This is a genomic window from Actinomadura napierensis (genome assembly GCF_039529375.1).
Classification (GTDB): domain Bacteria; phylum Actinomycetota; class Actinomycetes; order Streptosporangiales; family Streptosporangiaceae; genus Spirillospora; species Spirillospora napierensis.
Genome location: NZ_BAAAMR010000052.1, coordinates 1 through 26,574, shown reverse-complemented (window position 1 = coordinate 26,574; position 26,574 = coordinate 1). Strand labels below are relative to the sequence as shown.

The 26,574-nt window shown below is 72.3% G+C and carries 15 protein-coding genes and 1 pseudogene; 7 read left to right on the top strand and 9 right to left on the bottom strand.

The window, feature by feature from the left end; translation table 11 throughout:
* Positions 1 to 19 precede the first annotated feature (19 nt).
* Positions 20 to 223, bottom strand: a complete 204-nt coding sequence (locus ABD296_RS26400; RefSeq protein ID WP_344272465.1) for a DUF397 domain-containing protein — start codon at positions 221 to 223, stop codon at positions 20 to 22.
* Positions 220 to 1,044 carry a helix-turn-helix domain-containing protein gene (locus ABD296_RS26395; RefSeq protein WP_344272463.1) on the bottom strand — a complete coding sequence of 275 codons (825 nt, stop codon included), beginning with the start codon at positions 1,042 to 1,044 and terminating at the stop codon, positions 220 to 222. The genes ABD296_RS26400 and ABD296_RS26395 overlap by 4 nt, the downstream gene beginning before the upstream one ends.
* Positions 1,045 to 1,430: 386 nt before the next feature.
* Between ABD296_RS26395 and ABD296_RS26390 the strand changes: the two genes are divergently transcribed.
* Entirely contained in the window at positions 1,431 to 1,790 is a 360-nt protein-coding gene (locus ABD296_RS26390) for a hypothetical protein (protein WP_344272460.1), read from the top strand.
* Between the two features lie 49 nt (positions 1,791 to 1,839).
* On the opposite strand, the gene ABD296_RS26385 is transcribed toward ABD296_RS26390, so the two are convergent.
* The gene (locus ABD296_RS26385) at positions 1,840 to 3,258 is read right to left on the bottom strand and encodes a hypothetical protein (RefSeq protein ID WP_344272457.1); all 1,419 of its coding nucleotides are present in this window, start codon (positions 3,256 to 3,258) and stop codon (positions 1,840 to 1,842) included.
* Between the two features lie 576 nt (positions 3,259 to 3,834).
* On the opposite strand from ABD296_RS26385, the gene ABD296_RS26380 reads away from it, so the two are divergent.
* Together ABD296_RS26380 and ABD296_RS26375 are read left to right on the top strand one after the other, a co-directional pair.
* A complete protein-coding gene (locus tag ABD296_RS26380; protein WP_344272454.1) occupies positions 3,835 to 4,578 on the top strand; it encodes a hypothetical protein in 744 nt (247 codons plus the stop codon).
* On the top strand, positions 4,571 to 5,221 hold the full coding sequence (locus ABD296_RS26375; RefSeq protein ID WP_344272451.1) for a class F sortase: 651 nt from the start codon (positions 4,571 to 4,573) through the stop codon (positions 5,219 to 5,221). The genes ABD296_RS26380 and ABD296_RS26375 overlap by 8 nt, the downstream gene beginning before the upstream one ends.
* Positions 5,222 to 5,306: 85 nt before the next feature.
* Here the strand turns inward: ABD296_RS26375 and ccrA are convergent, their stop codons facing one another.
* Together ccrA and ABD296_RS26365 are read right to left on the bottom strand one after the other, a co-directional pair.
* Complete coding sequence (gene ccrA / locus ABD296_RS26370) at positions 5,307 to 6,626, bottom strand: crotonyl-CoA carboxylase/reductase (RefSeq protein ID WP_344272448.1); 1,320 nt, start codon at positions 6,624 to 6,626, stop codon at positions 5,307 to 5,309.
* Between the two features lie 40 nt (positions 6,627 to 6,666).
* Positions 6,667 to 13,212 carry an SDR family NAD(P)-dependent oxidoreductase gene (locus ABD296_RS26365; protein ID WP_344272444.1) on the bottom strand — a complete coding sequence of 2,182 codons (6,546 nt, stop codon included), beginning with the start codon at positions 13,210 to 13,212 and terminating at the stop codon, positions 6,667 to 6,669.
* 291 nt (positions 13,213 to 13,503) lie between these two features.
* Here ABD296_RS26365 and ABD296_RS26360 point away from each other — a divergent pair, with 291 nt between their 5' ends.
* Both ABD296_RS26360 and ABD296_RS26355 read left to right on the top strand, forming a co-directional pair.
* The gene (locus ABD296_RS26360) at positions 13,504 to 16,263 is read left to right on the top strand and encodes an MDR family MFS transporter (protein ID WP_344272441.1); all 2,760 of its coding nucleotides are present in this window, start codon (positions 13,504 to 13,506) and stop codon (positions 16,261 to 16,263) included.
* A gap of 9 nt (positions 16,264 to 16,272) precedes the next feature.
* Positions 16,273 to 17,505: a glycosyltransferase gene (locus ABD296_RS26355; RefSeq protein WP_344272438.1), complete on the top strand. Its 1,233-nt coding sequence runs from the start codon at positions 16,273 to 16,275 to the stop codon at positions 17,503 to 17,505.
* 3 nt (positions 17,506 to 17,508) lie between these two features.
* Here the strand turns inward: ABD296_RS26355 and ABD296_RS26350 are convergent, their stop codons facing one another.
* The 3 genes from ABD296_RS26350 to ABD296_RS26340 all read right to left on the bottom strand — a co-directional run bounded on the left by ABD296_RS26350 (position 17,509) and on the right by ABD296_RS26340 (position 24,386).
* Positions 17,509 to 20,250, bottom strand: a complete 2,742-nt coding sequence (locus ABD296_RS26350) for an MMPL family transporter (RefSeq protein WP_344272436.1) — start codon at positions 20,248 to 20,250, stop codon at positions 17,509 to 17,511.
* A 93-nt stretch (positions 20,251 to 20,343) separates the two neighbouring features.
* Entirely contained in the window at positions 20,344 to 22,140 is a 1,797-nt protein-coding gene (locus tag ABD296_RS26345; protein ID WP_344272433.1) for a fatty acyl-AMP ligase, read from the bottom strand.
* A 518-nt stretch (positions 22,141 to 22,658) separates the two neighbouring features.
* Positions 22,659 to 24,386: a hypothetical protein gene (locus tag ABD296_RS26340; RefSeq protein WP_344272430.1), complete on the bottom strand. Its 1,728-nt coding sequence runs from the start codon at positions 24,384 to 24,386 to the stop codon at positions 22,659 to 22,661.
* Between the two features lie 186 nt (positions 24,387 to 24,572).
* Between ABD296_RS26340 and ABD296_RS26335 the strand changes: the two genes are divergently transcribed.
* Positions 24,573 to 25,319 (top strand): IclR family transcriptional regulator, encoded by a 747-nt coding sequence (locus tag ABD296_RS26335; RefSeq protein WP_344272427.1) that lies wholly within the window; start codon positions 24,573 to 24,575, stop codon positions 25,317 to 25,319.
* A gap of 49 nt (positions 25,320 to 25,368) precedes the next feature.
* Here ABD296_RS26335 and ABD296_RS26330 read toward each other — a convergent pair whose 3' ends face one another.
* Positions 25,369 to 25,731 carry a YkvA family protein gene (locus ABD296_RS26330; RefSeq protein ID WP_344272423.1) on the bottom strand — a complete coding sequence of 121 codons (363 nt, stop codon included), beginning with the start codon at positions 25,729 to 25,731 and terminating at the stop codon, positions 25,369 to 25,371.
* A 384-nt stretch (positions 25,732 to 26,115) separates the two neighbouring features.
* Here ABD296_RS26330 and ABD296_RS26325 point away from each other — a divergent pair.
* Positions 26,116 to 26,574 (top strand): annotated as a pseudogene (locus tag ABD296_RS26325) (hypothetical protein); the annotation flags it as partial.

Below are 26,574 nucleotides of genomic sequence, written 5' to 3'. Positions count from 1 at the left end.
GCTGATAGGCCGGACGCCGTCACCCGTACTCCTCGTCCTTCACACGACGCATGAACGCGCGCCAGGCAGAGGTGTCGAAGGCTAGCTTCGGGCCGTTCGGGTCCTTGGAATCGCGGACTGCCACCACTGGCGCGACCTCGGCAACCTCCACGCACTCGCCGCCCTGATGGCCGCTACGGCTCGCCTTGCGCCACTTCACGGCGGATAGATCTTGTCCGGTCATCCGTACTCCTCCATCACACTCGTGATCAGGGCTCGCGACTCCTCGACTCGGAGCGCGTCGCCTCGCAGTGAGTTGTACATTACTGCGAATGTCGCGACCCTCCGCGGATCTTGGATAAGCACTCCTTGCCCCGCCGACTCGGTATACGCGACCTCCGGCGCGTTGGTGAAGTCGAGGATGGTGAAGCTTCCCGTGAGCCCCTCGTAGTACCGCTGGTCCATCGGCACGATGTCGATGGAGACGTTGTGGCGCTCGCCCATGGCGAGCAGGTGCGCGAGTTGCTCACGCATGACGTCCGGTCCTGCGATGCTTCGGCGCAGTGCCGCCTCGTCCATCGTGAACCATACGTGCGGCGGGTTCTCGCGAGTCAGGATCTCCTGTCTCTTGAGACGCTCGGAGATGAGCCTCTCGGCCGTGTCCGGATCCTGATCGTGGCCCACGATCGCACGCATGTAGGACTCCGTCTGGAGCAGGCCACGGATCAGCATGAGATCGAAGCCGCGGATCTGGTTCGCTTCGGCTTCGCGTTCCTGGTACTCGGTGAAGCCGGGCGGGAGGATGGACTTGTGGCGGGTCTCGATGATGCGCTTCTGCTGGCGCTCGAAGACGCCGTTGGTGGTGAAGTGGGTGTCGAGGTTCTGCGCGAACTCCTTGGACGGGATGCTCTTGGCGGCCTCGACCTGGCCGATCCACTGGGGGGTGTAGCCGAGGGTCTCGGCGAGTTCGGTCTTGCTGAGGCCGGTCATTTCTCGCCAGGCCGTCAATTCTGAGGCGAATGCCTGAATTGCCGGAGCTTCGTATGGTTCGTTGCGCGAGCCCATGAGATCTCCTTTGGAAACCCGGGCCGGGTTTCGTTGATCTTTCGGGGGGTTGCGCCTTCCCTGTGGGGGGTTGCTGGCGGGGAGCGACGCACTTCTGTGATTCTTATAACACATTCCCCGTCCGCGAATCCGAGCATGGGACCTGCCATGGACGATACAAAATCGAAACCGGACAGCTCGGCTATCGAGCGTCTTCGACAGGAATTCCCTGGGCACCGCATATGGCGTTCGCGGCGCTGGGACGGTCTGCCCGGTGAATACGTGGCGACGCTCATAGACCCGTGCGCCGGCGTCGACGCGACGATGATGAGGGCGGCCCCAGAGGAGCTGCGTGCCGAGCTGATAAAGGAGGCGGCGCGCGCGCAGGGCCGCATTAGGAGTTTCCGATGAACGGCCGGATCCGGTCATCGGAGGAGGCGCGGCCGGTGGGCGTCCCCCCGGACTCACCGGCCGCGCCGGACGCCTGGCTCGTGTGCTTCCAGCTGAACCGGCTGGCGCGGCGGCTGCGGCTGCACGGGTGGAGTGTGCAGTTCCGGTACGAGGGTTCGCCGCCGCTGCTGCGGGTCTGGGACGCGCGGATCCCGTGGCTCGGGGACAGCATCACGGCCGCGAGGGACGAGACCGACTGGTGGTTCGTGTCCAGCACGGGGGAACGGCTCGCGCCGTGCAGGGAGCCGGGGCTGGCGGTGCTGATGCTCGACCGGCGGCTCGGGGCAGTCGTGCGGGTGCTTCTGCGGGGTGAATGACAGCGGCGGGCCGTCTCCCGATAGGAGGCGGCCCGCCGTGCGGTCAGCGTCAGGGTTTCGGTGTCACGTACACCATGCGCTTGCCGTAGTGCTCGGTCAGCGTCCACAGGCCGCTGCGTCCGGCGTCGGAACCGGGCCAGTAGGAGAGGTCCTCGGGACCGATCCCCGCGTAGTGGCCGGGTGCGAGGGAGCGGAGGAGGCCGGTCTTCCCGTCCGGTTGCTGGGCGTGGAGCAGGGCGCCGGCCGAGGTGTCGCCGCGGCTCTGGCTCAGGTACCACGTGCCGTCGTAGCGGGCCGCGCCCTGGACGTGGTCGACCGGCATCGCGTAGGCGCCGTCGGCGTGCCAGCACGGGATCGACTCGTGGCCCGGCAGGTCGGAGACGCAGGTGGCGTTCAGGTCCGGCTGCCCGTTGTCGCCGTTCAGCGGCCAGGCGGCGACCCGTCCGTTGGTGTCGCCGTTGGCCAGCTCGCAGTACTCCCCGGTCACCAGGTGGTCGGTGCCGCTGCGGTCGATCGACGCGAACGAGGTGTTCGGCGAGCTGTTGTTGCGGCACTCGTACTTCCCGGTGGCCGTGCGCGGCACCGTGTTGGTGTAGGCGGCGACCTCGGGCATGACGTAGCGGTAGCCGTGCGAGTAGAACTTGCCGTCCTGCCGCCCGATCTTCGTCTTGTCGGTGATGTCCGCCTTATCGCCGGCCGACTGCAGGTCGAAGATGTAGCGCATGTCGAACACCCGGACGCCGCGCGCGGTGTCGGCCACGTAGAGGTAGTTGCCGTACCAGGCGATGCCGCCCGCGTGCAGGGAGCCGTGGCTGCTGTCCTGCGCGGTGCGCAGGCTCATGTAGCTGGCGTTGCCGGAGGCGTTGACGAACGGGTAGACGAGCAGGACGTGGGCGTACTTGCCGGTGTTCGGGTCGACGATCGAGATCCGGACGCCCTTGACGCACGTCTGCTCGGCCCACTGGCCGTCCTTCTTGTACTTGCACTGCTGGCCGACGGCGGTGCCGTGCTGCTGCTGGTACCAGGTGGTGACGAAAGGCTGGGCCGAGCCCCAGTACTTGTCGTCCTGGGCGTCGGCGACGGTGGAGATGCCCTGCGGCGTCCACTCGTAGTTGCCGGACGCGGCGGAGTCCGACCCGTCCCAGCAGAAGCTGTAGGTGATGTCGGGACGGCGCGACGTGTTGGTGTCGAGCGCCTGCGGGTTGCACGCCTTGCCGCTTGCGGTGCTGCCCTGCCGGGGGGCTTCGTTCAGGATGTTCTGCACGCCGAGCTTGGGGAGCTCGGCGTCCAGTTGCTTGGTCCGGTCGAGCAGTTCCGCCTGGTTCCAGGCGGGCCGCATGTAGTAGTTGTCCAGGCTGGGGGTGGGCGGGTCGTCGGCGTGGGCGGGGCCCGCGACGGCCGTCAGGCCGGCGGCGGCGACCGCGGTCGCCGCGCATGCGCGGGCCAGCGCCCTCAGGTGCCGTTTCATGGGAGCTCTCCTCGGGCGGTCACCTGGCCACCGCGATGGCCAAGATCATTTACCGGGAACCCGCCCCAAACTGGCACAGATCATCTGTTTTGTCGCATAAAAGCGGTGACTACAGTAAGCGATGTTTCTTGCCCGTATCGTTAGAAATCGCAGCGCGTCACCGAAGGGTCGGCTCGGGTTGCATAAAGCGGTGTGACGGAGGTCACTCCGACCGGCCCCAGCGGTGGCCGGCGAGCGAGCGCCCTGCGCCGTCGCCCGTCCGACGGCCTCGCGTCCGCCGTCATGCGTCCGGAGATCGTTCCTTGGCAGGGGGTCGCGCAGGGGGCGGATGAGGTTTACACCATTCCCGAAGATTTCCGGAAATGGCCAGTCAGCCACTCTTTTCGGCGCATTTCGGTTGTGCGGGGATTGATCCCGCTAGGCTCCAGGCTCATCGTTCTCATCCGCCCCACCGGGCCTCGCCAGACGAGCGCACCCGCCTGACAGCCGCGCGGCTCCGCGGCTTCCCCGCCATCGGCCAGGTGCGAGTCCAGCCCGGGACGCGCGGAGAGACCCCCCGATCAGAGGAGCAGGCACATGCGCGCAACTCGGCTGGCCGCGGCAGCGGTCGCCACCGGGTCCATGGTGTTCGGGATGGCGGGGACCGCACTCGCCGACACCACCGGCGTCGTCACCCCCGGTGCTTTCTGTTCACCCGCCGGCGCCACGGGCCACACGGCCAAGGGCACACCCATGGTGTGCGCCCCGGGCTCGGACGGGAAGCTCCGCTGGAGGTCCGCCAAGGGCCAGGAGCCGACGCCTCCGACGACTCACAAGCCCACGACGCCGCCCACGACGCCGAAGCCGGTGTTCCGGTTCGGGTTCGACAAGGTGCAGCTGTCCAGCCGCGTCGTCGCGCCCGGCCGCAAGACGACGTTCACGGTGACCTGCCCGAGCCCGGTGACCATCACCGGCAACGGCTACACCCGCAACCCGCTGGCCGTGCAGAAGGCCGGCAAGAGCACCTGGACCGCGACCGGCACGTTCAAGAGCAGCCTGCCCGACCCGACGGTCGTCACGGTGGTCTGCAAGGGCTTCGGGTCCGTCAAGTACAGCACCCACCCGTCGAAGAACCCGTCCAAGCCGGGCAACAGCATGCAGCCGGCCACGCCGAAGATCCCGAACGGGCGGATCGACACCGGTGACGGCAGCATGTACGGCCGGACGGCGGGCTCCGGGGCGCCGCTGATCGCGATCGGCTGGGGCGCGCTCGCGGCCGCCGGGCTCGGCGCCGTCGCGCTGCGCCGCAGGACGGCCCGGGAGCGGTCGAACGTTGCCTGAGTTCCCAGCATCGGCCGCCGGTCGCCGCGTCCGTTTCGCGGCGGCCGGCGTGCTGCTCACCGGACTGCTGCTCAGCGGCTGCGGCGGCGGAGGGGACGGCGGTGACGCCTCGTCCTCGAAGCCGCCGCCCGCACCGAGCGCGACGCCGGGCGGCACCACGGCCGCGTCGAACGTCTCGTCACTGTCCCCGTCCGAGCCCACCAAGATCACGATCTCGCGGATCGGGGTGTCGGCGCCGGTCGGGGAGATCGGGCTGAAGCCGGGCGGGCAGATCGAGGAACCGCCGCTGAGCAGGCCGAACCTGGCGGGCTGGTACAAGGAGGGTCCGACGCCGGGCGAGGTCGGCCCGGCGGTCATCCTCGGCCACGTCGACGCCAACAAGAAGGCCGCGGTCTTCTACCGGCTGAAGGAGCTGAAGCCGGGCGACAAGATCCAGATCGGCCGCAAGGACGGGACGACCGCCACGTTCACCGTGGAGCGGACACAGAGCGTCAACAAGGACGCCTTCCCGCACCAGAAGGTCTTCGGGGAGTCGCTCGACCACGCGGCGCTCCGCCTGGTGACGTGCGGCGGCGCCTTCGATCCCAAGGCGGGCCACTACACCGAGAACCTGATCGTGTATTCCAAGCTGACCGGCTCCTGAGCCGCACACGCATGTCGGGCCCCGGCGGTATCGCCGGGGCCCGACATGCGGGGTGGCCATCGAACCGGGGCCAGCGGCCCCGGGCTCAGCGCCGGTACAGGTTGAACTTGTCCTCGCCGATGCGCTCGCGCAGCGCCGGGTCGTCGACGCCCTGGCCCTCGCCGGTGGCGCCGCACAGGACGGCGACCTTGCCGATGTGCTGGTTCGTCTGGACGGCGCGGGTCGCCTCGCCCGCCTCGTCCAGCGGGAACACCGACGACAGCGTCGGGTGGATCATGCCGAGGGAGAACAGCCGGTTCACCTCGACGGCCTCGTGGTAGTTGAAGCCGTGCGAGCCGATGATGCTCTTCAGCCGCATCCACAGGAAGCGGTTGTCGTACTCGTGCTTGTAGCCGGTCGACGAGCCGCAGGTGACGACCTTGCCGCCGCGCTTGGCGACGTAGACGGACGCGCCGAACGTCTCGCGGCCGAGGTACTCGAACACGATGCCGGGGTCCTCGCCGACGAGGCCGCGGATCGCCTCGCCCAGGATCCGGCCCGCCTTGGGGTTGCGCAGGCCCTGCTCGCCGAGGTTCAGGTCGTTGCGGTTGATGACGTGCTCGCAGCCCTGCGCCCGGACGATGTCCGCCTTCTCCTCGGAGGAGACCACGCCGACCGGGATGCCGCCGCCGTTCTTGACGAGCTGCGTCGCGAACGAGCCGAGCCCGCCGGTCGCGCCCCAGATCAGTACGACGTCGCCCTGCTTCATGCGGGCGCCGTGCGTGCCGACGAGCATGCGGTACGCGGTCGCGGCGCACAGGGTGTTGGAGCCCGCCTCCTCCCAGCTGAGGTGCGCGGGCTTCTTGATCAGCTGGTTGGCCTTGACGATGCAGTACTCGCCGAGCGAGCCGAAGTTGGTCTCGAAGCCCCAGGCGAGCTGCGACTCCGACATCATGCCGTCGTCGTAGGAGCCGTGGTCCTCCTCGTCCACGTAGGACGGGGACAGGACGACCTTGTCGCCGACCTTCCAGCTCTTCACGCCGCTGCCGGTGCGGACGACGACGCCGGAGCCGTCGGAGCCGAGGATGTGGTAGGGCAGGTTGTGGCGGGCGCCGTGCCAGCCCTGGCGGCCGAACTTCTCCAGGAACGCGAACGTCGGCACCGGCTCGAAGATCGCGGACCAGACGGTGTTGAAGTTGATCGCCGCCGCCATCACCGCGACGACGCACTCGTCGGGCGCCAGCTCGGGCATGTCGACCTCGTCGACGTGCAGGGACTTGCGCACGTCCTTGTCGGTCTGGCCGTCGAAGATGCCGACCTCGTCCTTGCGGGTGAACGCGGCGCGGAACCGGGTCGGCAGGTCGATGTCCTGCAGCTCGGGTCCGCTCGCACCGGACCGGACGGCGTCGAGCAGGTCGTGGGCCATGAATGTCCTCCGTGGAACGACGGGGTGGGGGGCGCGGCCCTCAGCGGGCCAGAGTTGACCGTGCCGCGGCCCGGGCGCGGCCGGGCGCGTCCTGCGCCTGCGAGCCGCCCGCGGACCGCCGTGTCTCACCGCTTGCGGTGCCGTCCGCGGCGGGTCCGCGTCCGGCGAGCCGGCCCTCCAGGTGCGCGGCGAGGATCTCCACGCCCGGCGGGTCCAGCAGGTTCAGGTGGTGCACCCCGGGGACCGTGACGATCTCCAGGTCGGAGCAGAGCCCGCCGAAACCGTTGGTCCCGTCGAGCACGTAGCGCGCGTCGCGCACCGCCCAGGGGGTCTCCTCCGGGGCGTAGTAGAGGATGACGCGGCCGTCGTAGGGCTCCGGCTGGTACGCCTCCAGGGATCGGGTGTCCTGGTGGGACGTGAGCTGGTGGGTGAGGGCCGCCGGCGGGATGTAGTCCACCAGCGGCGCCGCCCGCTCCATGACCAGCGCGAACTGCGCCTCCTCGTCCAGGCCGGACAGCTCCTCGTAGGTGAGCGTGACGTCCAGCCCGTACGTCTCGTTGATGTAGTCGGCGAACGCGGAGAAGCGGCGGGCGAGGGTGTCGGACTCGTCGTCGACCGCGAGGGGGATGCCCGCGTCGAACAGCGCGACGAACTCGACCTCGCGGCCCGCCGCCTGGAGCTGACGGGCGGTCTCGTAGGCGAGGACGCCGCCGAACGACCAGCCGCCGAGCCGGAACGCGCCCTCGGGCTGCGCTTCGAGCAGGTGCTGGACGTAGCGGGCGGCGCGCTCCTCGACGGAGGGCGCGTCCTCGAACCGCTCCAGGCCGTAGACCGGCTGGCCGGCGCCGAGCAGGTCGACGAGCTGGCGGTAGCAGGCGGTGGTGCCGCCGGCCGGGTGCGCGATGAAGATCGGGCGGCGGTCGCCGGACGGCTTGAGCGGCCGGACGGTCTGCCGCGCGGCCTCCTCGTCGGCGGCCCGGATGACCTCCGCGACGTTCTCGGCGGTCGGCACCTCGAACAGCTCGCCGCGCGTGACCTCGCCGCCGAGCTCGGCGGCGACCATCGCGACGACCTGGTCGGCCTGGTGCTCCTGGCCGCCGAGGTCGGCGAAGAAGTCGGCGGTGACGCCGACCCGGTCCAGGCCGAGGACGTCCTCGAAGATCCGGACGGCGAGGCGCTCGGCGGCGTCGCGCGCCATCACGTAGCCGGACTCGGCGTTGGAGACGGCGGTCGGCGCGGCGGCGTCGGCGAGGCCGAGCTCGCCGGCCGCCCACTCCTCGAACACGTTCACGCTCGCGCCCTGCAGCAGCACGGCGGGCGGGACGGTCAGGCCGAGGTCGTGCTCGACGCCGCTCTTGATCCGGACGGCGACGAGCGAGTCCAGGCCGAGGTCGGTGAGCGGGACGGCCGGGTCGAGGCGCTGCGGGTCGAAGCCGAGGACCGCCGCGATCCGGTACCTGACCTGCGCGGCGATCAGCCGGCGGGCCTCCGCCGGGTCGAGGTCCTTGAGCGCGTCGACGCCGGGCCAGTCGCCCGCGTCGCCGGCGCCGCGCTCGGCGGCGGCCTCGGTCAGCGCCGCGAAGTACGGCATGTTGCCGATCTCGGGGAACAGCTCGACGGCCGTGACGGGGTCGAAGCGGAGCACGCCCGTCGCGGTCATGCCGTGGGCGAGGAGCGCTTCGAGCGCCTCGGCGCCCTCCTCGGGGCTGATCGGGTCGATGACGGTCACCGAGGTCTCGGCGGCGGCGCCGACGCGCGACCAGGTGCCCCAGTTGATCGTGGTCCCGGGGCGGCCGTGCGCCCGCCGGTACGCGGCCAGCGCGTCGATCGCCGCGTTCGCCGCCGCGTAGGCGGCCTGGCCGGGCGAGCCGAGCAGCGCCGCCGCCGACGAGTGCATGACGAGCCAGTCGAGGCCGATGTCCCAGGTGGCCTCGCTGAGCCGCCGCGCGCCCTCGACCTTCGCCGTCCACACCCTGTGGAGATCCTCGGCGCCGAGGTCGGCGATCAGCCGGTCGTCGATCGCGCCGGCGCCGTGCACGACGCCGCACAGCCGCACGCCGCCCTCCTGCGCGACCCTGACCAGGCGCTCGGCGGTGCCGGGGGCGGCGATGTCGCCGAGGACGACGCCGACGTCCACGCCGCTCTCGCGCAGCTTCGCGATCACCTTCTCGGCGTCGGCGCCCGGGCCGCCGCGGCCGGACAGCACGATGCGCCCGGCGCCGCGCTCGGCAAGCAGCCGCGCGGTGACCAGGCCGATCCCGCCGTACCCGCCGGTGATGACGTAGGCGCCGCCGCGCCGGACGATCTTCTTCGGCTTCGCGTCGGAGCCGGGCAGGGCGGCCTGCGCGAGGCGGGCGACGTGGCGTGTGCCGCCGCGCCAGGCGACCTCGCGGGCGGCGCCGCCGCCGAGCAGCTCGTCGACCAGGTCGGCGGGGCGGTCGACGTCCACGAGCGTGGCCCGCTGGACGGTCCGCTCGAACGCCAGGACGCGGGTGAGCGCCGCCGCGAACCCGTGCCCGGGCTCGCCGGCCTCGCCCGCCCGCACGGGGACGGCGCGGTGCGTCGCGATGTACAGGCGCGGACCGTCCGGGAGGGAGCGGCTCACGTCCGCGATGGCGAGCACGAGGTCCTCGTCCACGAGGTCGGCGGACGGGACGAGCACGACGCCGTCCACCGGGTCGTCCGTCTTCGGAAGTTCGTCCCGGTTCGCCAGGGCGTGCCGGACGACGCGGCGCCCGCGCGCCTCCAGGCCGGTGGCCGTGGCGCCGGCGAGCGCGTCGTCGTCCTCGGCGAGGACCACCCAGACGCCGTCGCCCTCGGCCGCCTCGGGGGCGTCCGCCTCGTCCCAGACCAGTTCGACCAGCTTGCCGGCGACCGGGACGGGCACGTCGTGGCGTTCGGCGCGGCGCAGCACGATGCCGGTCGCCTCGGCCATGACCTCGCCGTCCCCGTCCAGCAGCAGGACGGACCCGGTCAGCTCGCCGTCCTCGTCGGTCACCGCGGCGCGGACGTGCCCGCCGCGATGCGACGGCCCGTACACGCGCAGGCTCCCGATCGTCTCGGCGAGCCAGACGCCGCCGCGCTCGCCCGCGAGCGCCGCCGCCTCGTCGGACAGCACCGCCAGGCAGCGGTCGAACACCTCGGGGTGCAGCCGGTAGTACCGCGATCCGCGCTCGGCGCCCGCGACCTCCGTCGCCGCGCCGTGCTCCGGCGGGGCGGGGGCCCGGTCGTCCTCGCCGACGTCCGCGCTGGCCAGCCGCGCCCATGTGCCGGCGGGCGTCAGCGCGTGGATCTCCACCCGCTGCTCGGTCTCGGCGAACGTCGTGGTCACGGTCGTGTGGTCGGCGAGCGCGAGCGGGCGCTCTATCCACAGGCTGTTGACGCGGACGGCGTCGGTCCCGAGCGCCGTCGCGCCCGCCGCCAGCGCCATCTCCGCGAAGGCCGCGACCGGCAGCGCGTGCAGGCCGTGCACGGTCAGGTCGTTCAGCCAGGGCTGCGCCTCCAGGCCGACGTCGGCGCGCCAGGCGTGCCGGTCCTCGCCGGGCAGCTCGACGTGCGCGCCGAGCAGCGGGTGCTCGTCGCGGCCGCCGCGCTTGCGCGCCGAGAAGTCCACCCAGTGGCGCTCGTGCCGCCACGGCGACTGCGGGACGTCGACGATCCGTCCGTCCACAGGCTGTGCAACGGCCAGGCCGTGCGCGGCGAGCGTCGCCAGTTGCGCGTGGAAGGTCAGCGTGTCGTCGGTCTCTTGGCCCTTGGGCGCCCGCTTCAGCGTGTGCGTGACGAGGGCGCCGCTGCCGTCGAGGGTCTCCCCGACCGCGTGCGCGAGAATCGGATGCGCGTTGACCTCGACGAACGTCCGGAAGCCGTCCTCGGTCGCCGCCGACACCGCGTCCGTCAGCCGGACCGGGTTGCGCAGGTTCGCCGCCCAGTACTCGACGTCCAGCCGCGCGTCCTCGCCGTCGAACGCGCGCGGGTCGGGCAGCGCCGTCGTGTAGAGCTTGATGCCGTCGGCGAGGGGCGTGCCCGGTTCGAGGCCGACCTCGGCGAGCTGTTCGCGCAGGTCAGGCAGCAGCGGATCGACCTGCGGGGAGTGGCCCGCGCCCTCCGCCTGCACCATCCGGGCGAGCCGGCCCTCCGCCTCCGCGCGCTTGACGACCTCGGCGACCTGGTCGGCGTCGCCCGTCACGACCGTCTGCTTCGGCGACGAGTGCACCGCCGCGTACACCTCGGGCAGGCCGTCCGCCAGCCGCTCGACCTCCTGCGCGGACGCGCCGAGCACCGCCATCGCGCCGCCGCCGACCAGCTGCGTCAGCAGCCTCGACCGCCGGACGATCACCCGCACGCCGTCCTGCGGCGCCAGCGCGCCCGCGACGACCGCCGCCGCGACCTCGCCCATCGAGTGCCCGATCACCGCGCCCGGCGTCACGCCGTACGCCTTCCACATCCGGGCCAGGCCGATCTGGATCGCGAACAGCACCGGCATCGCGTCGGCCGGGCCGTCCGGCTTGCGGCCCTCCTCGAGCAGCGACCACAGGTCGGGGCCGCCCTCCTCGGCGAACAGGCCGTCCAGGTCGTCGATCGCCTCGGCGAACGCCGGCTCCTCCTCCAGCAGCCGCTGCGCCATGCCCGCGCGCTGCGCCCCGTACCCGGAGAACACCCAGACCGGACGTCCCGGGACGCCGAGCGCCGAACCGGTCACGACGCCGGGGTGCGGACGGCCCTCCGCGAGCGCCTTCAGGCCCTCGACCAGGCCGGCGCGGTCACGGGCCGACACCGCCGCGCGGGACCGGCCGCGCCCGCCGCGCCGGTGCAGCGTCCGCGCCAGGTCCGAAAGCCTCACGTCATCGCGGTTCGGGACCCACTCGGCGAGCAGCGCGGCGTGGTCGCGGACGCGGTCGTCGCTGGTGTCCGACAGCGGGAACGTCCGGACGACCGCCGCGTGCGACACGATCTCCCGCGCCGGAGCCTCCTCCAGCAGGACGTGCGCGTTCGTGCCGCCGAACCCGAAACCGGACACGCCCGCCCGCGCCGGGTGGCCGCGCTCCGGCCACGGCGTCTCCTCGGCCACGACCTGGAGCCGCAGCTCGTCGAACGGGATGTGCGGGTTCGGCTCCTTGTAGTGCGCGCTCGGCGGGATCACCTTGTGATGCAACGCCAGGACGGTCTTGATAAGACCGGCTATGCCCGCCGCCGACTCCATATGCCCGAGGTTCGACTTCGCGGAGCCGATCAGCAGCGGCTCGTCCTCGCCGCGCCCGACACCGAGGACCTCGCCGACGGCCTTCGCCTCGATCGGGTCGCCGAGGAACGTCCCGGTGCCGTGCGCCTCGACGTAGTCGACCTCGCCGGTCTCGACGCCCGCCGTCGCGTACACGTCCCGCAGCAGGGCCCGCTGCGCGTCCGAGTTCGGCGCGACCAGGCCGTTGGAGCGCCCGTCGGAATTGACGCCCGAGCCCTTCACCACCGCGAGGACCCGGTCGCCGTCGCGAACCGCGTCCGACAGCCGCTTCAGCACTACCGCGCCGCAGCCCTCCGCGCGGACCATGCCGTCGGCGGACGCGTCGAACGCCTTGCAGTGCCCGTCCCGCGCCGTCGCGTCGGCCAGGTCGAACGTCATCGTCACCGTCGGCGACAGCAGCAGGTTCACCCCGCCCGCCAGCGCCACGTCCGCCTCGCCGCTGCGCAGCGCCTGCACCGCCAGATGCGTCGACACCAGCGACGACGAGCACGCCGTGTCCACGATCATGCTGGGGCCGCGCAGGTCCAGCAGGTACGACAGCCGGTTCGCGATGATGCTGAGCGCCGCGCCCGTCGCGGTGAACGGCTCCAGCGACGCCAGATCCGACGCGGTGAACGCCGCGTACTCCGGCGCCGAGACGCCCACGAACACGCCCGTGCGGCTGCCGCGCAGCGACGCCGGACCGATCCCGGCGTGCTCGAACGCCTCCCATGCCACCTCGAGGACGAGGCGCTGCTGCGGGTCCATCACCGCCGCCTCGCGCGGCGTGAGGCCGAAGAACTGCGCGTCGAACTGCGCGATGTCGTCCAGGAACCCGCCGAGCCGCGTCGTCTTCGCGAGCCGGTCGGCGACCTCGGGGGAACCGTCGTCGAACGGGTCCCAGCGGCCGTCCGGGACCTCCCGGATCGCGTCGCCGCGCCCGGTCAGGAACCGCCAGTAGTCCTCGGGCCCGGTCAGGTCGCGGTCGCCGCCGGGGAAGCGGCAGCCGATCCCGACCACCGCGATCGGCTCGTCCTGCCGAGCCGCCCGGACCGGCGCGGCCGCCGCCTGCTCGGCCTCGCCGTCCGCACCGCCCGCCAGCGCGCGGGAGAGCTTGTTGATCGTGGGGTGCTCCCACACCAGCGTCGCGGGGAGGGCCCGGCCCAGCATCTGCTCGAGATCCCCGGCGATCGCCACCGCGTCCCGGGACGCCAGCCCGAACTCCTCCAGCGGACGGTCGGGGTCGACCTCGGCCGCGGTGATCCGGGAGCGCCGCGCGATCTGCTCGATCAGGTGCCGGCGAATCGCGTCCGCGGCGATCCGAGGGTCGCCGGGCGCGCCGGCTCCGGAACGATCGTTGCTCTGCATGCGGTGGGTTCCCCCCATGAAACCGGGATCGTTCATCGAAGCGGAGGGACCACTTTGTCCTACGGTGACCGGCTCACGATGCGCATCCAGACCACTTTTCTCCCCGGGCACTTGTCACGGTGATGACAAGACTCGGCAGTAACCAATGTGGCCTGATGGGATAGTTGTGGGACTCTGCCCTGCGAGCGGGCTGAGTGACCGGATGCCAACCAATCGTAACAATAGCCACGATCGCATTTAGGGGGAAGCGGCGGATTTCCCGGTGGCACGGGAAGGGCCGCCGCAGGACAGGTGACCCGGGGCCGATACCGATGGGCGCTGGCGGTGGTGGCCGTCAGCGCGTTCATGACCACCATGGACAACACGGTGGTCTTCACCGCGCTGCCCAGGATCATGGCGGACCTCGGCATGACGTCCTCGGCCAAGGACTGGGTCGCCACCGGCTACATCCTGATGTTCTCCTGCCTGATGATCACGGGCGGGCGGCTCACCGACCTCTACGGCTGCCGCGTCACCTTCACCACCGGCATGGTCGTCTTCACCGCCGCCTCGGCGGTCTGCGGCCTCTCGCACACCTCCGAAGTGCTCATCCTCGCCCGCATCGTCCAGGGCGGCGGCGCCGCGCTCGTCCTGCCCGCCACCCAGGTGATGGTCACCGTCGGGCGCAACGACAAGCAGCGCTCCATCGGCAACATCGTCTTCATCGGCGCCGCGTCCAGCGCCACCGCGCTCGGCCCCACCATCGGCGGCATCATCGTCGAGCACTTCCACTGGGGCTGGATCTTCCTCATCAACATCGTGCCCGGCATCCTGGTGATCCTGCTCGGCCTCTTCGTCCTCACCGGGCGCAGCAAGAACCGGCACGCCCGCATCGACCTGCCCGGCGTGCTGATCTCCGCGACGATGCTGTTCGCGTTCATCTACGGACTGGAGGACGGCAACAAGCACGGCTGGGCCGACCCGTCCGTGCTCAGCACGTTCGCCCTCGGCGTCATCGCGCTCATCTGCTTCATCGTGGTGGAGAGCTGGGCTCCCGACCCGATGATCGACCTGCGGTTCTTCCGCAACCGCGTCTTCACCGGCGGGCTGCTGTCGCAGATGCTCTACGGCATCGGCTTCAACGGCATGATGTTCTACTCCCAGCCGTTCCTGCAGCGCTTCCTCGACTTCTCCCCGCCCGAGGCCGGCCTGGTCATGCTGCCGCCCGCCATCGCGATCATGGTGCTGACCCCGGTGGCGTTCCTGCTCGCCGCCAAGATCGGCCCGCGTCCCGCGATCGGCGCCGGCCTCGCCCTGATGGGCGTCGGCATGGTGCTGTTCTCCACCCTCCAGATCGGCGACGGCTACGCCGACCTCATGCCCGGCGTCATGCTCGTCGGCGTCGGCGCGGCTCTCGGCATGCCCCTGGTCATGTACGTGCTCAAGGCCGTCCCGGAGAAGCGCGCGGGCGTCGCCAGCGGCGTCATCAACGTCATCCGCGAGGCGTCCGGCGCGTTCGGCATCGCCATTGTCGGCCTCCTCATCCACGACATCCCGGACACGGGCGCGAGCGCCGAGGCCCTCGAGGCCTTCCGGAAGGGCACCTCCTCCGGGCTCGTCCTCGGCGCCGTCCTCGTCCTCATCGGCGGCGTGATCAGCGGCCTCACCCTGCCCAGCCGGCGCGGCTGGACCGGCCCCAAGCACGGCAAGCAGGCCCCGCTCGTCACCGAGCCGGAACCCGCCCTCGCCACCGCCGCCGCCACCGCGACCCCTCGCGACCCGCTCCCCGTCGTCCGGCCCGCCGAAGCCGCACCCGTCCCCGCGCCCCTCTCCCTCAGGACGGAAACGGAGACCATGGCCGCACCCCCCACCCCCGGCCCCCACTGGTGGAGCGACACCCCGGACGACGAGACGCCCACCGCCTGGCGCCCCGCGCCACCGGACGCGACGTCCCCCTGGCAGGACTGGGCCGACACCGCCATCCCCACCTGGACCAGCCCCGCCGAGGAATACCCGTTCCCCGACGAGCCCACCTGGTGGCCGCAGACCCCCGAGGGCCCCCCGCGCCCGCCGGCCAGCCGGTGGTTCGACGACGAGACCGCCTCCCGCTCCCGCGGCACCGCCCCGCCCGGCGACGACCCCCTCGGCACCCCGGAAGGCTTCCCCCTCGCGGCCCCGATCCCGCCCGACGACATGCTCCCCATCGAACGAGCGGCCGAAGCCAGCGCCAGAGCCCGCACCCCCGAACAAGAAGAACCGCCCAGCAGCGACGACGCACTGAACACCGCGCCGACAGTCCTGCCGTCCGCACCCAGCGGCGAGCCGTCGGCCGATCCGCTAGAGGGCGCCGAGAGCCGAGAGCACGACCACCAGCAGGTACCGGCCGGCGCTTCGGACGTGTGGGCACCAGAGGCCAGCGGCGAACTCGCGATCGCAGCAACGGACGGGACCGGCTCGACGGCCGGAGGCGCCGACGACCCGCTCGGCAGCGCCGACCGCCAAGAGGTGCCGTCCGCCGCGAGCGGCCATGGCGGCGCTTCGGACGGGTGGACAGCCGAGGCCGGCGGCGAACTTGCGATCGCGACAGCGGACGGTGCGGGCCCGGCAGTTGGAGGCGCCGACGACCCTCTTGGCACCGCCGAGCGCCAGGAACGCGACCACCGAGCGGTGCCGTCCGCCGCGGGCGGCCAGGTCGGCGGCGAGGTCGTGGCTGGCCAGAGCGGCGGTGAAGTCGCGGTCGTGGCAGCGGACGAGGCTGGTCCGGCTGCTGAAGGCGCGGACGATCCCGTCGGCAGCGCCGAGCGCGAGGAGGTGGCGCCCGACGGGGACGGGCTGGTCGGAAGCGAGGTCGGCGGAAGCGAGGCCGGGCGGGTCTTGCCGCAGGGGGAGCCTGGGGATGCGTGGGTGGCCGGGCGTGGGGGTGCGGCCGGTGATGAGGGTGAGAGGCCGGAAGTCGGGGGGCCTGGGTGGCCTCCGCCGCCGCCGGACGGGTGGTTGTACGCGCCGTACGTGCCAGAGGACGAGGAGCCGGCCGGTGAGCCGGACCCGCGTCCGCGTAGCGATGCCTGGTGAGGAGCTGCCGTGAGCCGAATCGTGATCTTCGCCGCCGGGTCGCGGGGGGACGTCCAGCCGTGCCTGGCGCTGGGGCGGGCGCTGCGGGAGCGGGGTGACGAGGTCCGGCTCGTGGCGAGCACCCGGTACGCGCCGTTGGCGCTGGCGGCGGGGCTGGAGCCGGCGCCGCTGACGGCCGATCCGACGGAGATCCTGGAGTCGGACGCGGGGCAGGAGCTGCTGGCCGGCGGGCGGAACCCGGTGAAGTTCCTCGGCGGGTTCCGCCGCATTCTCGGGCCGATGGCCGAGCGGCTGCTGGGCGAGTGCCTGAACGCGTGCAAGGGCGCCGACCTGATCCTCGGGCCGACGCTGGGGTTCCTGCCGGAGCACATCGGCGAGCATCTGAACGTGCCGCGGGCGCTGATCCACTTCCAGCCGAGCCGGCCGACGGGGGCGTTCCCGCACCCGTTCGTGCCGCAGGCGCGGCTGCTGGGGCGCTGGGGGAACCGGGCGAGTTTCGGGGCGGTCGACCAGATCGCGTGGCAGCTGTCGCGGCCGTTCATCAACCCGTGGCGGGACGAGCGGCTCGGGCTGCGGCGGCTTCCGCTGCGGGGGCTGCGCCCCGACGGGACGACGGTGCTGGCGTGCTTCAGCGAGGCCGTGGTGCCGCGTCCGGAGGACTGGCCGGCGAGCGTGCACATGACCGGGTACTGGTTCCTGGACGAGCCGGAGTGGGAGCCGCCGAAGGAGATCGCCGCGTTCCTGGAGGCCGGGCCGCCGCCGATCTATGTCGGGTTCGGGAGCATGGTGCCGAAGGACGCGGAGATGACCGGGCGGATCGTGCGGGCGGCGCTGCGGCTGGCCGGGGTCCGCGGCGTGGTGCAGGGCGACCCGGACACGTCGGACGACGAGGTGCTCGCGGTGCGGGACGTCCCGCACTCGTGGCTGTTCCCGAGGATGTCGGCGGTCGTGCACCACGGCGGCGCGGGGACGACCGCGGCGGGGCTGCGGGCCGGGGTGCCGACGGTGGTGTGCCCGTTCTTCGGCGACCAGCCGTACTGGGGCGAGAGGGTCGCCGCGCTGGGCGCGGGGCCGTCGCCGCTGCCGTTCCGCGCGATGACGGTGCCGAGGCTCGCCCGGAAGCTGCGGCGGGTCGCCGAGGATCAGGAGATGGCCGACCGCGCGTACGAGGTGGGCCGGCGGATCCGGGCCGAGGACGGCGTGGGCCGCGCCCGGGAGATCATCGCGGGGCTGCTGCGCTGACGGTCAGTCGGAGCTCCACGTCCAGCCGTTGCCGTCCGGGGACGGGACGATCCGGCGCTTGACCCGCGGCGGGCGGACGGGCCGGGGCTGCGGCTGGCCGTTCGCCCACGGGGCCCAGGGCGCCTGCTGTGCCGCCGGGCGTCGCGGGGCGTCGCGGAACACCAGTTGCGGGCGGTCGCCGTTGGGGGATCCGCCCGGAGTGGGGTGGAATGCCGGTCTGAAGACATCGTTCGCGTCCACCATGGGCGCGCGGGACGGCGTCGGAACGGGGGTGGGCGCCACGACCGGAGGCGGGGGCGCGGGAGGCGCGGCGGCCGGGGGCGCGGGAGGCGCCGGGCGGGGCGCCGGTGCGACGGGCTCGGCAGCGGTCGCCTGCTCCCAGTGCACCCGGTACGGGTACGGCTGCTCTTCCGGCAGCGGCGGCGGGACCGCCACGGTCGCGGGCCCCGCGGCGGCGGGGGCGTGTTCGCGCAGGTCCATCTTGGCGTGCAGGAAGGCGAGCGGGCCGGGCAGCCACCAGTTCGCGGCGCCCATGAACCGCATGGTGGCGGGGACGAGCAGCGACCGGACGAGCGCGGCGTCCACGACGACCGCGACGAACATGCCGACGCCGATCAGCTTCACGACGGTGATGCCGGCCATGCTGAACGCGGCGACGACGACGAGGAACAGCAGGGCGGCGCTGGTGATGATGCCGCCGGTGTGCTGCATGCCGCGCGCGACCGCGGCGCGGTTGTCGTGCGTGCGGTCCCATTCCTCGCGGATGCGGCTGAGCAGGAAGACCTCATAGTCCATGGAGAGGCCGAACACGACGGCGAGGATGAGGATCATGCTGGTGGCCTCGACGCCGCCCGTCGGGGTGAAGTTCAGGACGCCGGCGAGGTGCCCGTACTGGAACCCCCAGACGATCGCGCCGAACGACGCGCCGATCGACAGCACGTTCATGACGATGGCCTTCAGCGGCAGCACGATCGAGCCGAAGAACATGAACAGCAGGATGAACGTGGCGAGGCCGACGGCGATCGCCATCTTCGGCAGGCTGCGCATCAGGCTGGACATCAGGTCCATCTGCGCGGCGGTGCTGCCCCCGACGTCGATGTGCATCGGGTAGCCGTCCTTGACCAGGCTCATGGCGCGGATCGTCTTGACGAGGTCCTGCGCGTGCTGGTCCATGGGCTCGTACTTGTGCGTCACGGAGATGCGCACGCCGCCGTACGTGCCGGAGTAGCCGGTGAACTTGGCCTCGGTGACGCCCGGGAGCGCGGCGAGCTTCTTGCGGAAGTCCTCCAGGTAGGGCGGGATGTTGTCGCCCGTCTTGGTCGGCCTCCAGTTGCGCGGGATCAGGTCGCCGGAGATGACGACGTCGATGGGCTCGGCGGACCCGTTCGGGAAGTCCTTCTTGACCGTCTCGACGACGGCGCGGGTCGCGCTGTCCTTCGGCAGGACCCGGGCGTCGACGCTGCCGAACTGGACGTGCAGGAACGGCCCGAACAGCACGCCCAGGATGACGAGCACCGCGGCGAAGTAGGGCAGCGGGTGCTTCATGACGCTGTGGCCGAGCCGGTACCAGAAGCCGCTGTCGGGGTCGCGCTGCGCGCGCTTGGACGTGGGGCGCCGCCACGGCATCCGCCCGCCCTCGACGCGCGGCCCGAGGAGGGCGAGGAGCGTCGGCAGCAGGACGGTCGCGCCGAACACCGCGACCATGACGGTGGCGATGCCCGCGAGCCCGATCGTGCGCAGGAACATCTGCGGGAACAGCAGCAGGCCGGCGAGCGCGGCCGAGACGGTGACGCCGGAGACCATGATGGTGCGGCCGGCGGTCGCGAGGGTCGCGGCGAGCGCGTCCTCCCGGATCGGGCGCATCGTCTCCCGGTGCGCCTTCTTCGCGGCCCTGCGCGCGGCCCTCCCGCGTTCCTGCTTCCACGGTTTCCCTGGCGGGATGCCGTGCGCGGCCATGCCGCGTTGCAGTTCCTCGCGGAACCGGCTGATGATGAACAGCGAGTAGTCGATCGCGAGGCCGACGCCCATCATCGTGACGACCTCGAGCGCGAAGGACGTCACGTCGGCGGCATAGGTGACCACGTGCAGGACGGCCAGCCCGCCGATCATCGAGAAGATCGCGACGACCAGCGGCAGGGACGCGGCGACGACCGCGCCGAACAGCAGCACCAGCAGGATCAGCAGCGGCAGCGCGGTGATGGTCTCCGCGCGGACGATGTCGGCGGTGACCTGCTCGCCGAACTCCTCGTTGAGCGGGACGGCGCCGCCGTACCGGACGGTCAGCCCCGGCGCCCGCAGCCGGTCCTTGATCGCGTGGTAGTTCTCCGGCTTGGCCGCGTCGTCGCCCTTGAGCTTCACGGCGACGAACGTCTCGTGCTTGTCGCGGGACGCGAACGACGCCGCGTCCTTCTCGTTGTCCAGGGCCCAGTACGAGATCATCTCGGCGACGCGGTCCTTGGGGAGACGCGCGACGGTGGTGACGACGGCGGCCTCGTAGCGCGGGTCGTCCACCGTCATGGTGTCGCTCTTGTAGAGGACCAGGATGTCGGGGTTGGTGCTGCCGAAGTACGTCGCGCCGAGCTTGGCGACGAGCGTGGAGGAGGCGTTCGGGTCCTCGAAGCCGCCCGCCTTGAACTTGGCGAACACGCCGAGGCCCCAGCCGCCCGCGAGGCCGGCCACCAGCAGGATGAAGACGAGGCTGAACCAGCGCCGCCGGTGGATCAGACGCCCCAGCCCCGAGAGCATGGTCCTCCTGTGTCGTCACGGCCGCGGGGCGCGACGCCCCGCGGCCCGTCCTCCCGGCCCCGCCCTGCCTGCGCGGCGCCGGTCGCGCCGAGGTTACCGGCGGGACGCGAGCCGCGCCGCCGTGGTGGGCAGCCCGCCGTCCAGGTACCGCTGCCGCGTGGCGGCACGAGCGATCTTGCCGCTGGACGTGCGGGACACGCCACCCGGTTCGATCAGCAGGAACTCGTGCACGCTCATCTCGTGCTCGACGTTGACCGCGCCGCGCACCGCCGCCTCGACCTCGTCCAGGTCCAGGCGCCCGAGCGGGACGCGGCGGTTGCGCTCGGCGACCACGATGAGCCGCTCGGTCTCCTCGCCGGGCAGCGCGAACGCCGCGACGTGGTCGGGCCGGACGGCGGGGTGCGCCTCCTGCGTGGTGACCTCGATGTCCTGCGGGTAGTGGTTGCGGCCGTCGACGATGATGAGGTCCTTGATGCGGCCGGTGACGTACAGCTCGCCCTCGTGGACGACGCCGTAGTCGCCGGTCTTCATCCACGGGCCGGCAGGCACGCCGTCCGGCTCGGCGAGCTCGCCGCCGAAGGTGTCCTGGCTGCGCTCGGAGTTGCGCCAGTAGCCGGCGGCGGTGTTCGGGCCGTGCACCCAGATCTCGCCGACGCGGCCGTCGGGCTGCTCGGTACGCGCGTCCGGGTCGACGATCGCGACGATCTGCCCGGACGGCCGCCCGCACGACACCAGCGTGCTCGCCCGCTCGGCGTCGGCGCCGCACAGCCGCAGCTCGCCCTGGGTGAGCAGCTCCCGGTCCACCGAGATGATCTTCGGCGGGACGTCCTCGGCCGCCGCGGTGACGAACACCGTCGCCTCCGCCAGCCCGTAGCCGGGGGCCTGCGCGCCCGGCCGCAGCCCCGCCGGGGCCAGCGCGTCCGCGAACGTCGACAGCGTGGACGTGCGGATCGGCTCCGCGCCGTTCAGGCAGGTCGTCAGCCCGGACAGGTCCAGGCCCGCCAGCTTCTCCGGCGACGCCGTCGACGCCACGTACTCGTAGGCGAAGTTCGGGCCCGCCGTGTAGACGTTCTTGCCAGGCCGCCCGGCGATCAGCTGCAGCCAGCGGATCGGGTTCATGATGAACGACACCGGGTCGGTGTAGATCGCGTGGTCGCCGCGCACCAGCGGCAGCGCCATCGTCGCGATCAGTCCCATGTCGTGGAACAGCGGGAGCCAGCTCACCAGCTCCGGGTCCGGCTTCTCCGGCGCCCAGCCCGCCCACAGCTGCGCCGCGTTCGCCGTCACGTTCCCGTGCGTGATCTCCACGCCGGCGGGCCGGCGCGTCGACCCCGAGGTGTACTGCAGGTACGCCAGGTCGTCGAACCCGATCGGCTCGTCGTCCCAGGAGCCGGCGAGCGCCTCGTCGACCTCCTCGGCGAACAGGATCTCCTTCGGCTGCGGGACGTTGGAGTCCGCGAGGAACTTCTCCACGTGCGGCAGCGCGTTGCGGGTCGTGACGATCACCGCCGGCTCGCTGTCGGTGTAGGCGCCGATCAACCGGTCGGCGTGGCCGGGCAGGTCCGGCGAGAACAGCGGTACCGCGACGACGTGCGCGTACATCGCGCCGAGCATCGTCATCATGTACTCGAGCGTCTGCGGCAGCAGCAGCGCGGCCCGCTCGCCTGGCCCGGTCACCTGGCGGAGCGCGACGGCCATCGCGCGGGCGCGCCTGTCGGTGTCGGCCCAGTTCAGGGTGATGTGCTTGCCGGCGGGGTCGAGCGAATAGTCGACGAAGGTGAAGGCCGGGGCGTCCGGCTTCTCCCTCGCCCACCTCGCGACCCGTTCGATCAGCGGGGTGCGGCCGGAGCCGCCGGGCAGGAGTTCGGGAAGCAGCGAGCCCAATGCCATTGATCATTCTCCCGAGGGGACGGGCCGGGCGGGGCCATCGGTGGGGGGGTGGGCGCCGTCGGCGATGCGTGCAGTCGGCCGGACGACTCGTCTGGCGCCCCCCGGCAACCGGCGATGATCGTGAAGCTACCGGATGGTAGGCAGCGGGCGATATTAGCCGCGCACCACATTCGCCTCAGCCGGGTTTGTCACCGCCATGACAAGAGGAACGGCCTTTTCACGCCTCGGCGCAGGATTCGTTACCGACCGTGTGCGGACTACCGGTCGGCGGCGAAGATCTGCTGCATGATCCCATGCCGGTGCCGCCCCCGATAGGTCGCGTAGGGATTCTCGGACACCGCAGAGTCGCCTCTGACATACCGGATCCCCTGTCCGTAACCGCAGCTTTACTGTCAGCAGGTCAGCTTAACGACAAGGTCCACCATTTGGCGCCGGATGCGGAGATCGGCCACCGAATCGCGCGTCCACGCCCGGCGCACCACGCGCTCCCGTCACCTCGGCGCGGCCCTCCGCACGCGTCAGATGTACGCGCCGCCGCGCTCGGCCGCCGCCGCCCGCGCCTCCGCCGCCCGCGTTTCGGCGCGGTAGAGCGCGATCCGGCGCCGCCACAGCCCCACGCAGGCGGCGCCCCACAGCAGCGCGATCTCCGCCACCAGGGCGATGCCGAGCACGACGGCCCAGTCGGTGCCGCTGCCCTCCTGCATCCCGGCCGGCGACACCATCGTCATCCGGCTCTCGCCATCACGGGCGTCGTCGCTCGTGGTCCCCGCCATGGCCTGGCTGTTCGGCATGGGCGCGGCGCCCGGCACGTTCAGTGGCGGCAGGACGACCCCGTGCGGCCCGGGCGTCGGGACGATCGGCATGTTCGGCACCTGCTCCTCCCCCGCGTACCCGCCGCGGGGCGTGCCGTCCTCGCCCGAACCGCCGGTTCCGGCGAAGCCTTCATGGCACGGCTCGCCGAACGTCTCGTCGTGAGCCCGCCCGTCCCGGCAGTGCGTCCCGCTCCCGCCGGACGAGAGCGACGGTTCGTCGCCCGCCGCCCAGCCGTCGTCCGCAGCCGACTCGTCCGGCCGCGAGGGCGCGCCCACATGAAACGGAACGTTCCCGCTCCCCGGCACGCCATGGTGGGCCGATCCGCCCTGCTGGCTAGGCACCCCCTGCTGCACCGGCGCGGAGTGCTGCGCCTGCTGCCCGCCTGCGGCACGCGGCTTGCCCAACTGCTCAGGCCGACCGTGCTGTGCGTTCCCAGCATGATGCGCGGGCCCACCGTGATGCACGGGCCGACCATGGTGCGAAGGCCGACCATGATGCGCGGGTCGCCCATGGGAGTGAGCCCGGGGCTTGCCCTGATGCGCAGACTGCCCCTGCGGCGCAGACTGCCCCTGCGGCGCAGGCTGACCCTGCGGGACGGGCTGACCTTGCGGCGCGGGCTGGCCATGCGACGCCGGCTGACCATGCTGAGCCGGCTGACCTTGCGGCGCGGGCTTGCCGTGTGGAGCGGGCTGTTCGTGTGGCGCGGGCTGGTCCTGCGTCGCGGGGTCGGGGTGTTGGGGGGATCGGGGCTGCTGCTGCGGCGGGTCGGCGGGCTGGGCTTGGGCCGGAGGCTGTCCCTGGTGAGCGGGGGTGGTGCCGGTCGCCGGGGGTGCCGCGTCGGTGTGGCAGGGGGCGTCGGCGCCGCCGCTGCAGTGCGCGGCGTCCTCGTTGGGGGCGGCGCCGGGCTGCGCGGGCGGGGCGTCCGCCGGTGCGGACGTGTCGCCGTGCCCGAAGTCGAGGACGGCGCGGGTCGAGCGGGGCTCGGCGTTGTCGGCCTCGGCGAAGGTGAGGATGGCCGGCGGCGCGGCGGACGGACGTCCCACCGCGGAGGACGGGACGGAGACGGTGCCGGTCCGCGTCACCGCGGCGCCGCCCACGTCACCGAGGTCGCAGCGCAGTTCGTGGCCGGAGTCGAGTTGCAAGCAGTCCGCGGAGTGGCTCGTCCAGGACAGCGGGTCGCCGGCCAGCAGGCGCAGGACGGCGTGGTGCGCGACGCCGCCCTCGGCGTGGACGCGGACGGTGTAGCCGAGCGCGTACCCCGGCCCTCCGGACAGCCCGGCGGACGTCGAGGTCTCGGTGAGCAACCGGACCTCCGGCGGGTTCGCCTCCGCCGCGGACCCGGTGAGCACCATCGGCGGTACGGCGAGCGCGCCGCTCGCCATGATCGCGCCGACGCGCGCTCTGCTGCGTGTCCTGCTGCCACCGGTCCGCACGTGGTCCCCTCTCGCGGTTCACTTTCTCTATTGCTCGCAGGGGGGCGGCGTTCGTCGCCGTGTGTAGTCACTTATTGCCACTCTGTGGCCATGAGTAACGTGCTTTGTCCGAAGCGAGGCCCCTCTTTCGCGTGGCGAAATCAGATCTCCGTAGAATCGGGGGCATCGCGAGGAGAGGAGACGCGGGTGGCGGAGGCCGTACGGTCGCTGGAGCGCGCGTTCGAGCTGCTGGAGCATCTGGCGGACGCGGGCGGCGAGATGGCGCTGTCGGAGCTGACCGAGGTGTCCGGATTGCCGATGCCGACCATCTACCGGCTCATGCGGACGCTGGTGAACCACGGGTACGTGCGGCAGGAGCCGTCCAAGCGGTACGCGCTGGGCCCGCGGCTCATCCGGCTCGGCGAGGGCGCGAACCGGCTGCTCGGGACGTGGGCGCGCCCGGTCCTGTCGCAGCTGGTGGACGAGGTGGGCGAGACCGCGAACATGGCCGTGCTCGAAGGCGACGAGGCCGTGTACGTGGCGCAGGTCCCGTCGAAGCACTCAATGCGGATGTTCACCGAGGTCGGACGGCGCGTTCAGCCGCACTGCACCGGCGTGGGGAAGGCGCTGCTTTCGCAACTGCCGGAGGCGCGGGTGCGCGAGATCCTGGGCCGGACGGGGATGGCCGCGCACACCCCGAACACCTTCACCGACCAGGACGCGCTCCTGTCCGAGCTGCGCCGGATCCGCGAGCAGGGCTTCGCGGTGGACGACGAGGAGCAGGAGATCGGGGTCCGCTGCGTGGCGGTGCCGTTGCAGGGGGCGCCCGCGCTGACCGCGCTGTCGGTGTCGGGGCCGTCCGCCCGCATGACGCGCGAGGCCGTCGCCGACGTCGTCCCGGTCATGCGGGACGCGGCGGAGCGGTTCGCCAAGGAGCTGGGCCCGACGGCATGAGAAAGGCGAGACCACCGTCGCGGTGGTCTCGCCTTCGAAGTCGTGCGGGTCAGTCGATCGGTTCGCCGACGATGACGGTGGGGCGGCCGCCGCGCTCCCAGGTCACGAAGTCGCCGGCGGACTTGACGAGGACCGCGGCCAGCCACAGGGCGAGCCCGGTGTCGTCGGCGATGCCGGCGATCGGGATGACGTCGGGGATGGCGTCGATCGGGGAGATGATGTACACGAGGCCGAGCGCGAGCAGCCCGAGCGTCCCGAAGGACATCCCCTTGTACCGGCCGCGCAGGACCGACTTCAGCATCCGGGGAACGGCGCGGACCCGCTCGAAGAAGCCGGGCGCGTCCGGCTGGAGGGTCTCGCTGTAGATCTGCCAGGCCTGCCCGGCGGCGGCCGTGCTGCGCTTCCTGTCCACAGGCACTCCTCGGTCAGGTTGTTGAGGGCGCGCCCCCGCAGCGCCCACGTTCCTCTATGACGCGGATCATGCCGGTTTTGTTCCCCTCCGGCGGTCATGAGGCCCGTGTCACAACCGGTGCGCCGCCGCGCCCGCCGTAATGATCGTCGGCGGCCCGTCCGCGCACCGCACGCGGCCGTTCCTGCACCCGGCGGTGCCGTTCCCGTACGGGCCGGTTCGGGTTACCGGAAGTGAGGTCTTCGTCACTCTCGCGGGCAACGTGCGGTGATTCCGCCGCATTATCCGGCGCCCGCTGCCAGCATGAGAGGCCACGAGGGAGGGGCGCCGCCTCCCTGAGGCACGACCGGCACCGCCCGTCGAGCACCGCAGGAGCTGATCCACGCCATGAGCGGCGACCATACGACCAGGCCCGTGCACGGGACGGCGGCGGGCGCCGCGTACGTGGCGCTGCCGCCCACCGCGGTCGACGCGACCGCGTCCGGGCCGACGCGGCTGATGATCGCCTGGCCCGGGTTCGACCCGCCGCGCACCGCGGCGGCGCTGGCGGCGGCGATCCCGATGACGGGCGTGCCGGTGTGGCGCGTCCACCTCGACCTGCCGGGCCGCTCGCCGGGCGGGCTCGGCTCCGGCGCGATCCTGGAGAACGAGGCGATCGAGGCCTACGGCCGCGCGGTCGAGCAGGCCGCGGCCGGGCTGCCCGCGGCCCTCGCGGAGATCCGCCGCGACCTAGGGCTGCCGGACGGGCCCGTCGCGCTCGCCGGGTTCAGCGCGGGCGGCGCGGCGGCACTGCTGGCCGTCGCGCGCGGTGAGGTCGCGGTGAGCGCGGTCGCCGCGGTGGCGCCG

Bases quoted from the DNA above. Each gene is read 5' to 3' on its own strand.
- ABD296_RS26400 (WP_344272465.1), bottom strand. From the start codon at position 223: ATGACCGGACAAGATCTATCCGCCGTGAAGTGGCGCAAGGCGAGCCGT.
- ABD296_RS26395 (WP_344272463.1), bottom strand. From the start codon at position 1,044: ATGGGCTCGCGCAACGAACCATACGAAGCTCCGGCAATTCAGGCATTC.
- ABD296_RS26390 (WP_344272460.1), top strand. From the start codon at position 1,431: ATGAACGGCCGGATCCGGTCATCGGAGGAGGCGCGGCCGGTGGGCGTC.
- ABD296_RS26385 (WP_344272457.1), bottom strand. From the start codon at position 3,258: ATGAAACGGCACCTGAGGGCGCTGGCCCGCGCATGCGCGGCGACCGCG.
- ABD296_RS26380 (WP_344272454.1), top strand. From the start codon at position 3,835: ATGCGCGCAACTCGGCTGGCCGCGGCAGCGGTCGCCACCGGGTCCATG.
- ccrA (WP_344272448.1), bottom strand. From the start codon at position 6,626: ATGGCCCACGACCTGCTCGACGCCGTCCGGTCCGGTGCGAGCGGACCC.
- ABD296_RS26365 (WP_344272444.1), bottom strand. From the start codon at position 13,212: ATGCAGAGCAACGATCGTTCCGGAGCCGGCGCGCCCGGCGACCCTCGG.
- ABD296_RS26350 (WP_344272436.1), bottom strand. From the start codon at position 20,250: ATGCTCTCGGGGCTGGGGCGTCTGATCCACCGGCGGCGCTGGTTCAGC.
- ABD296_RS26345 (WP_344272433.1), bottom strand. From the start codon at position 22,140: ATGGCATTGGGCTCGCTGCTTCCCGAACTCCTGCCCGGCGGCTCCGGC.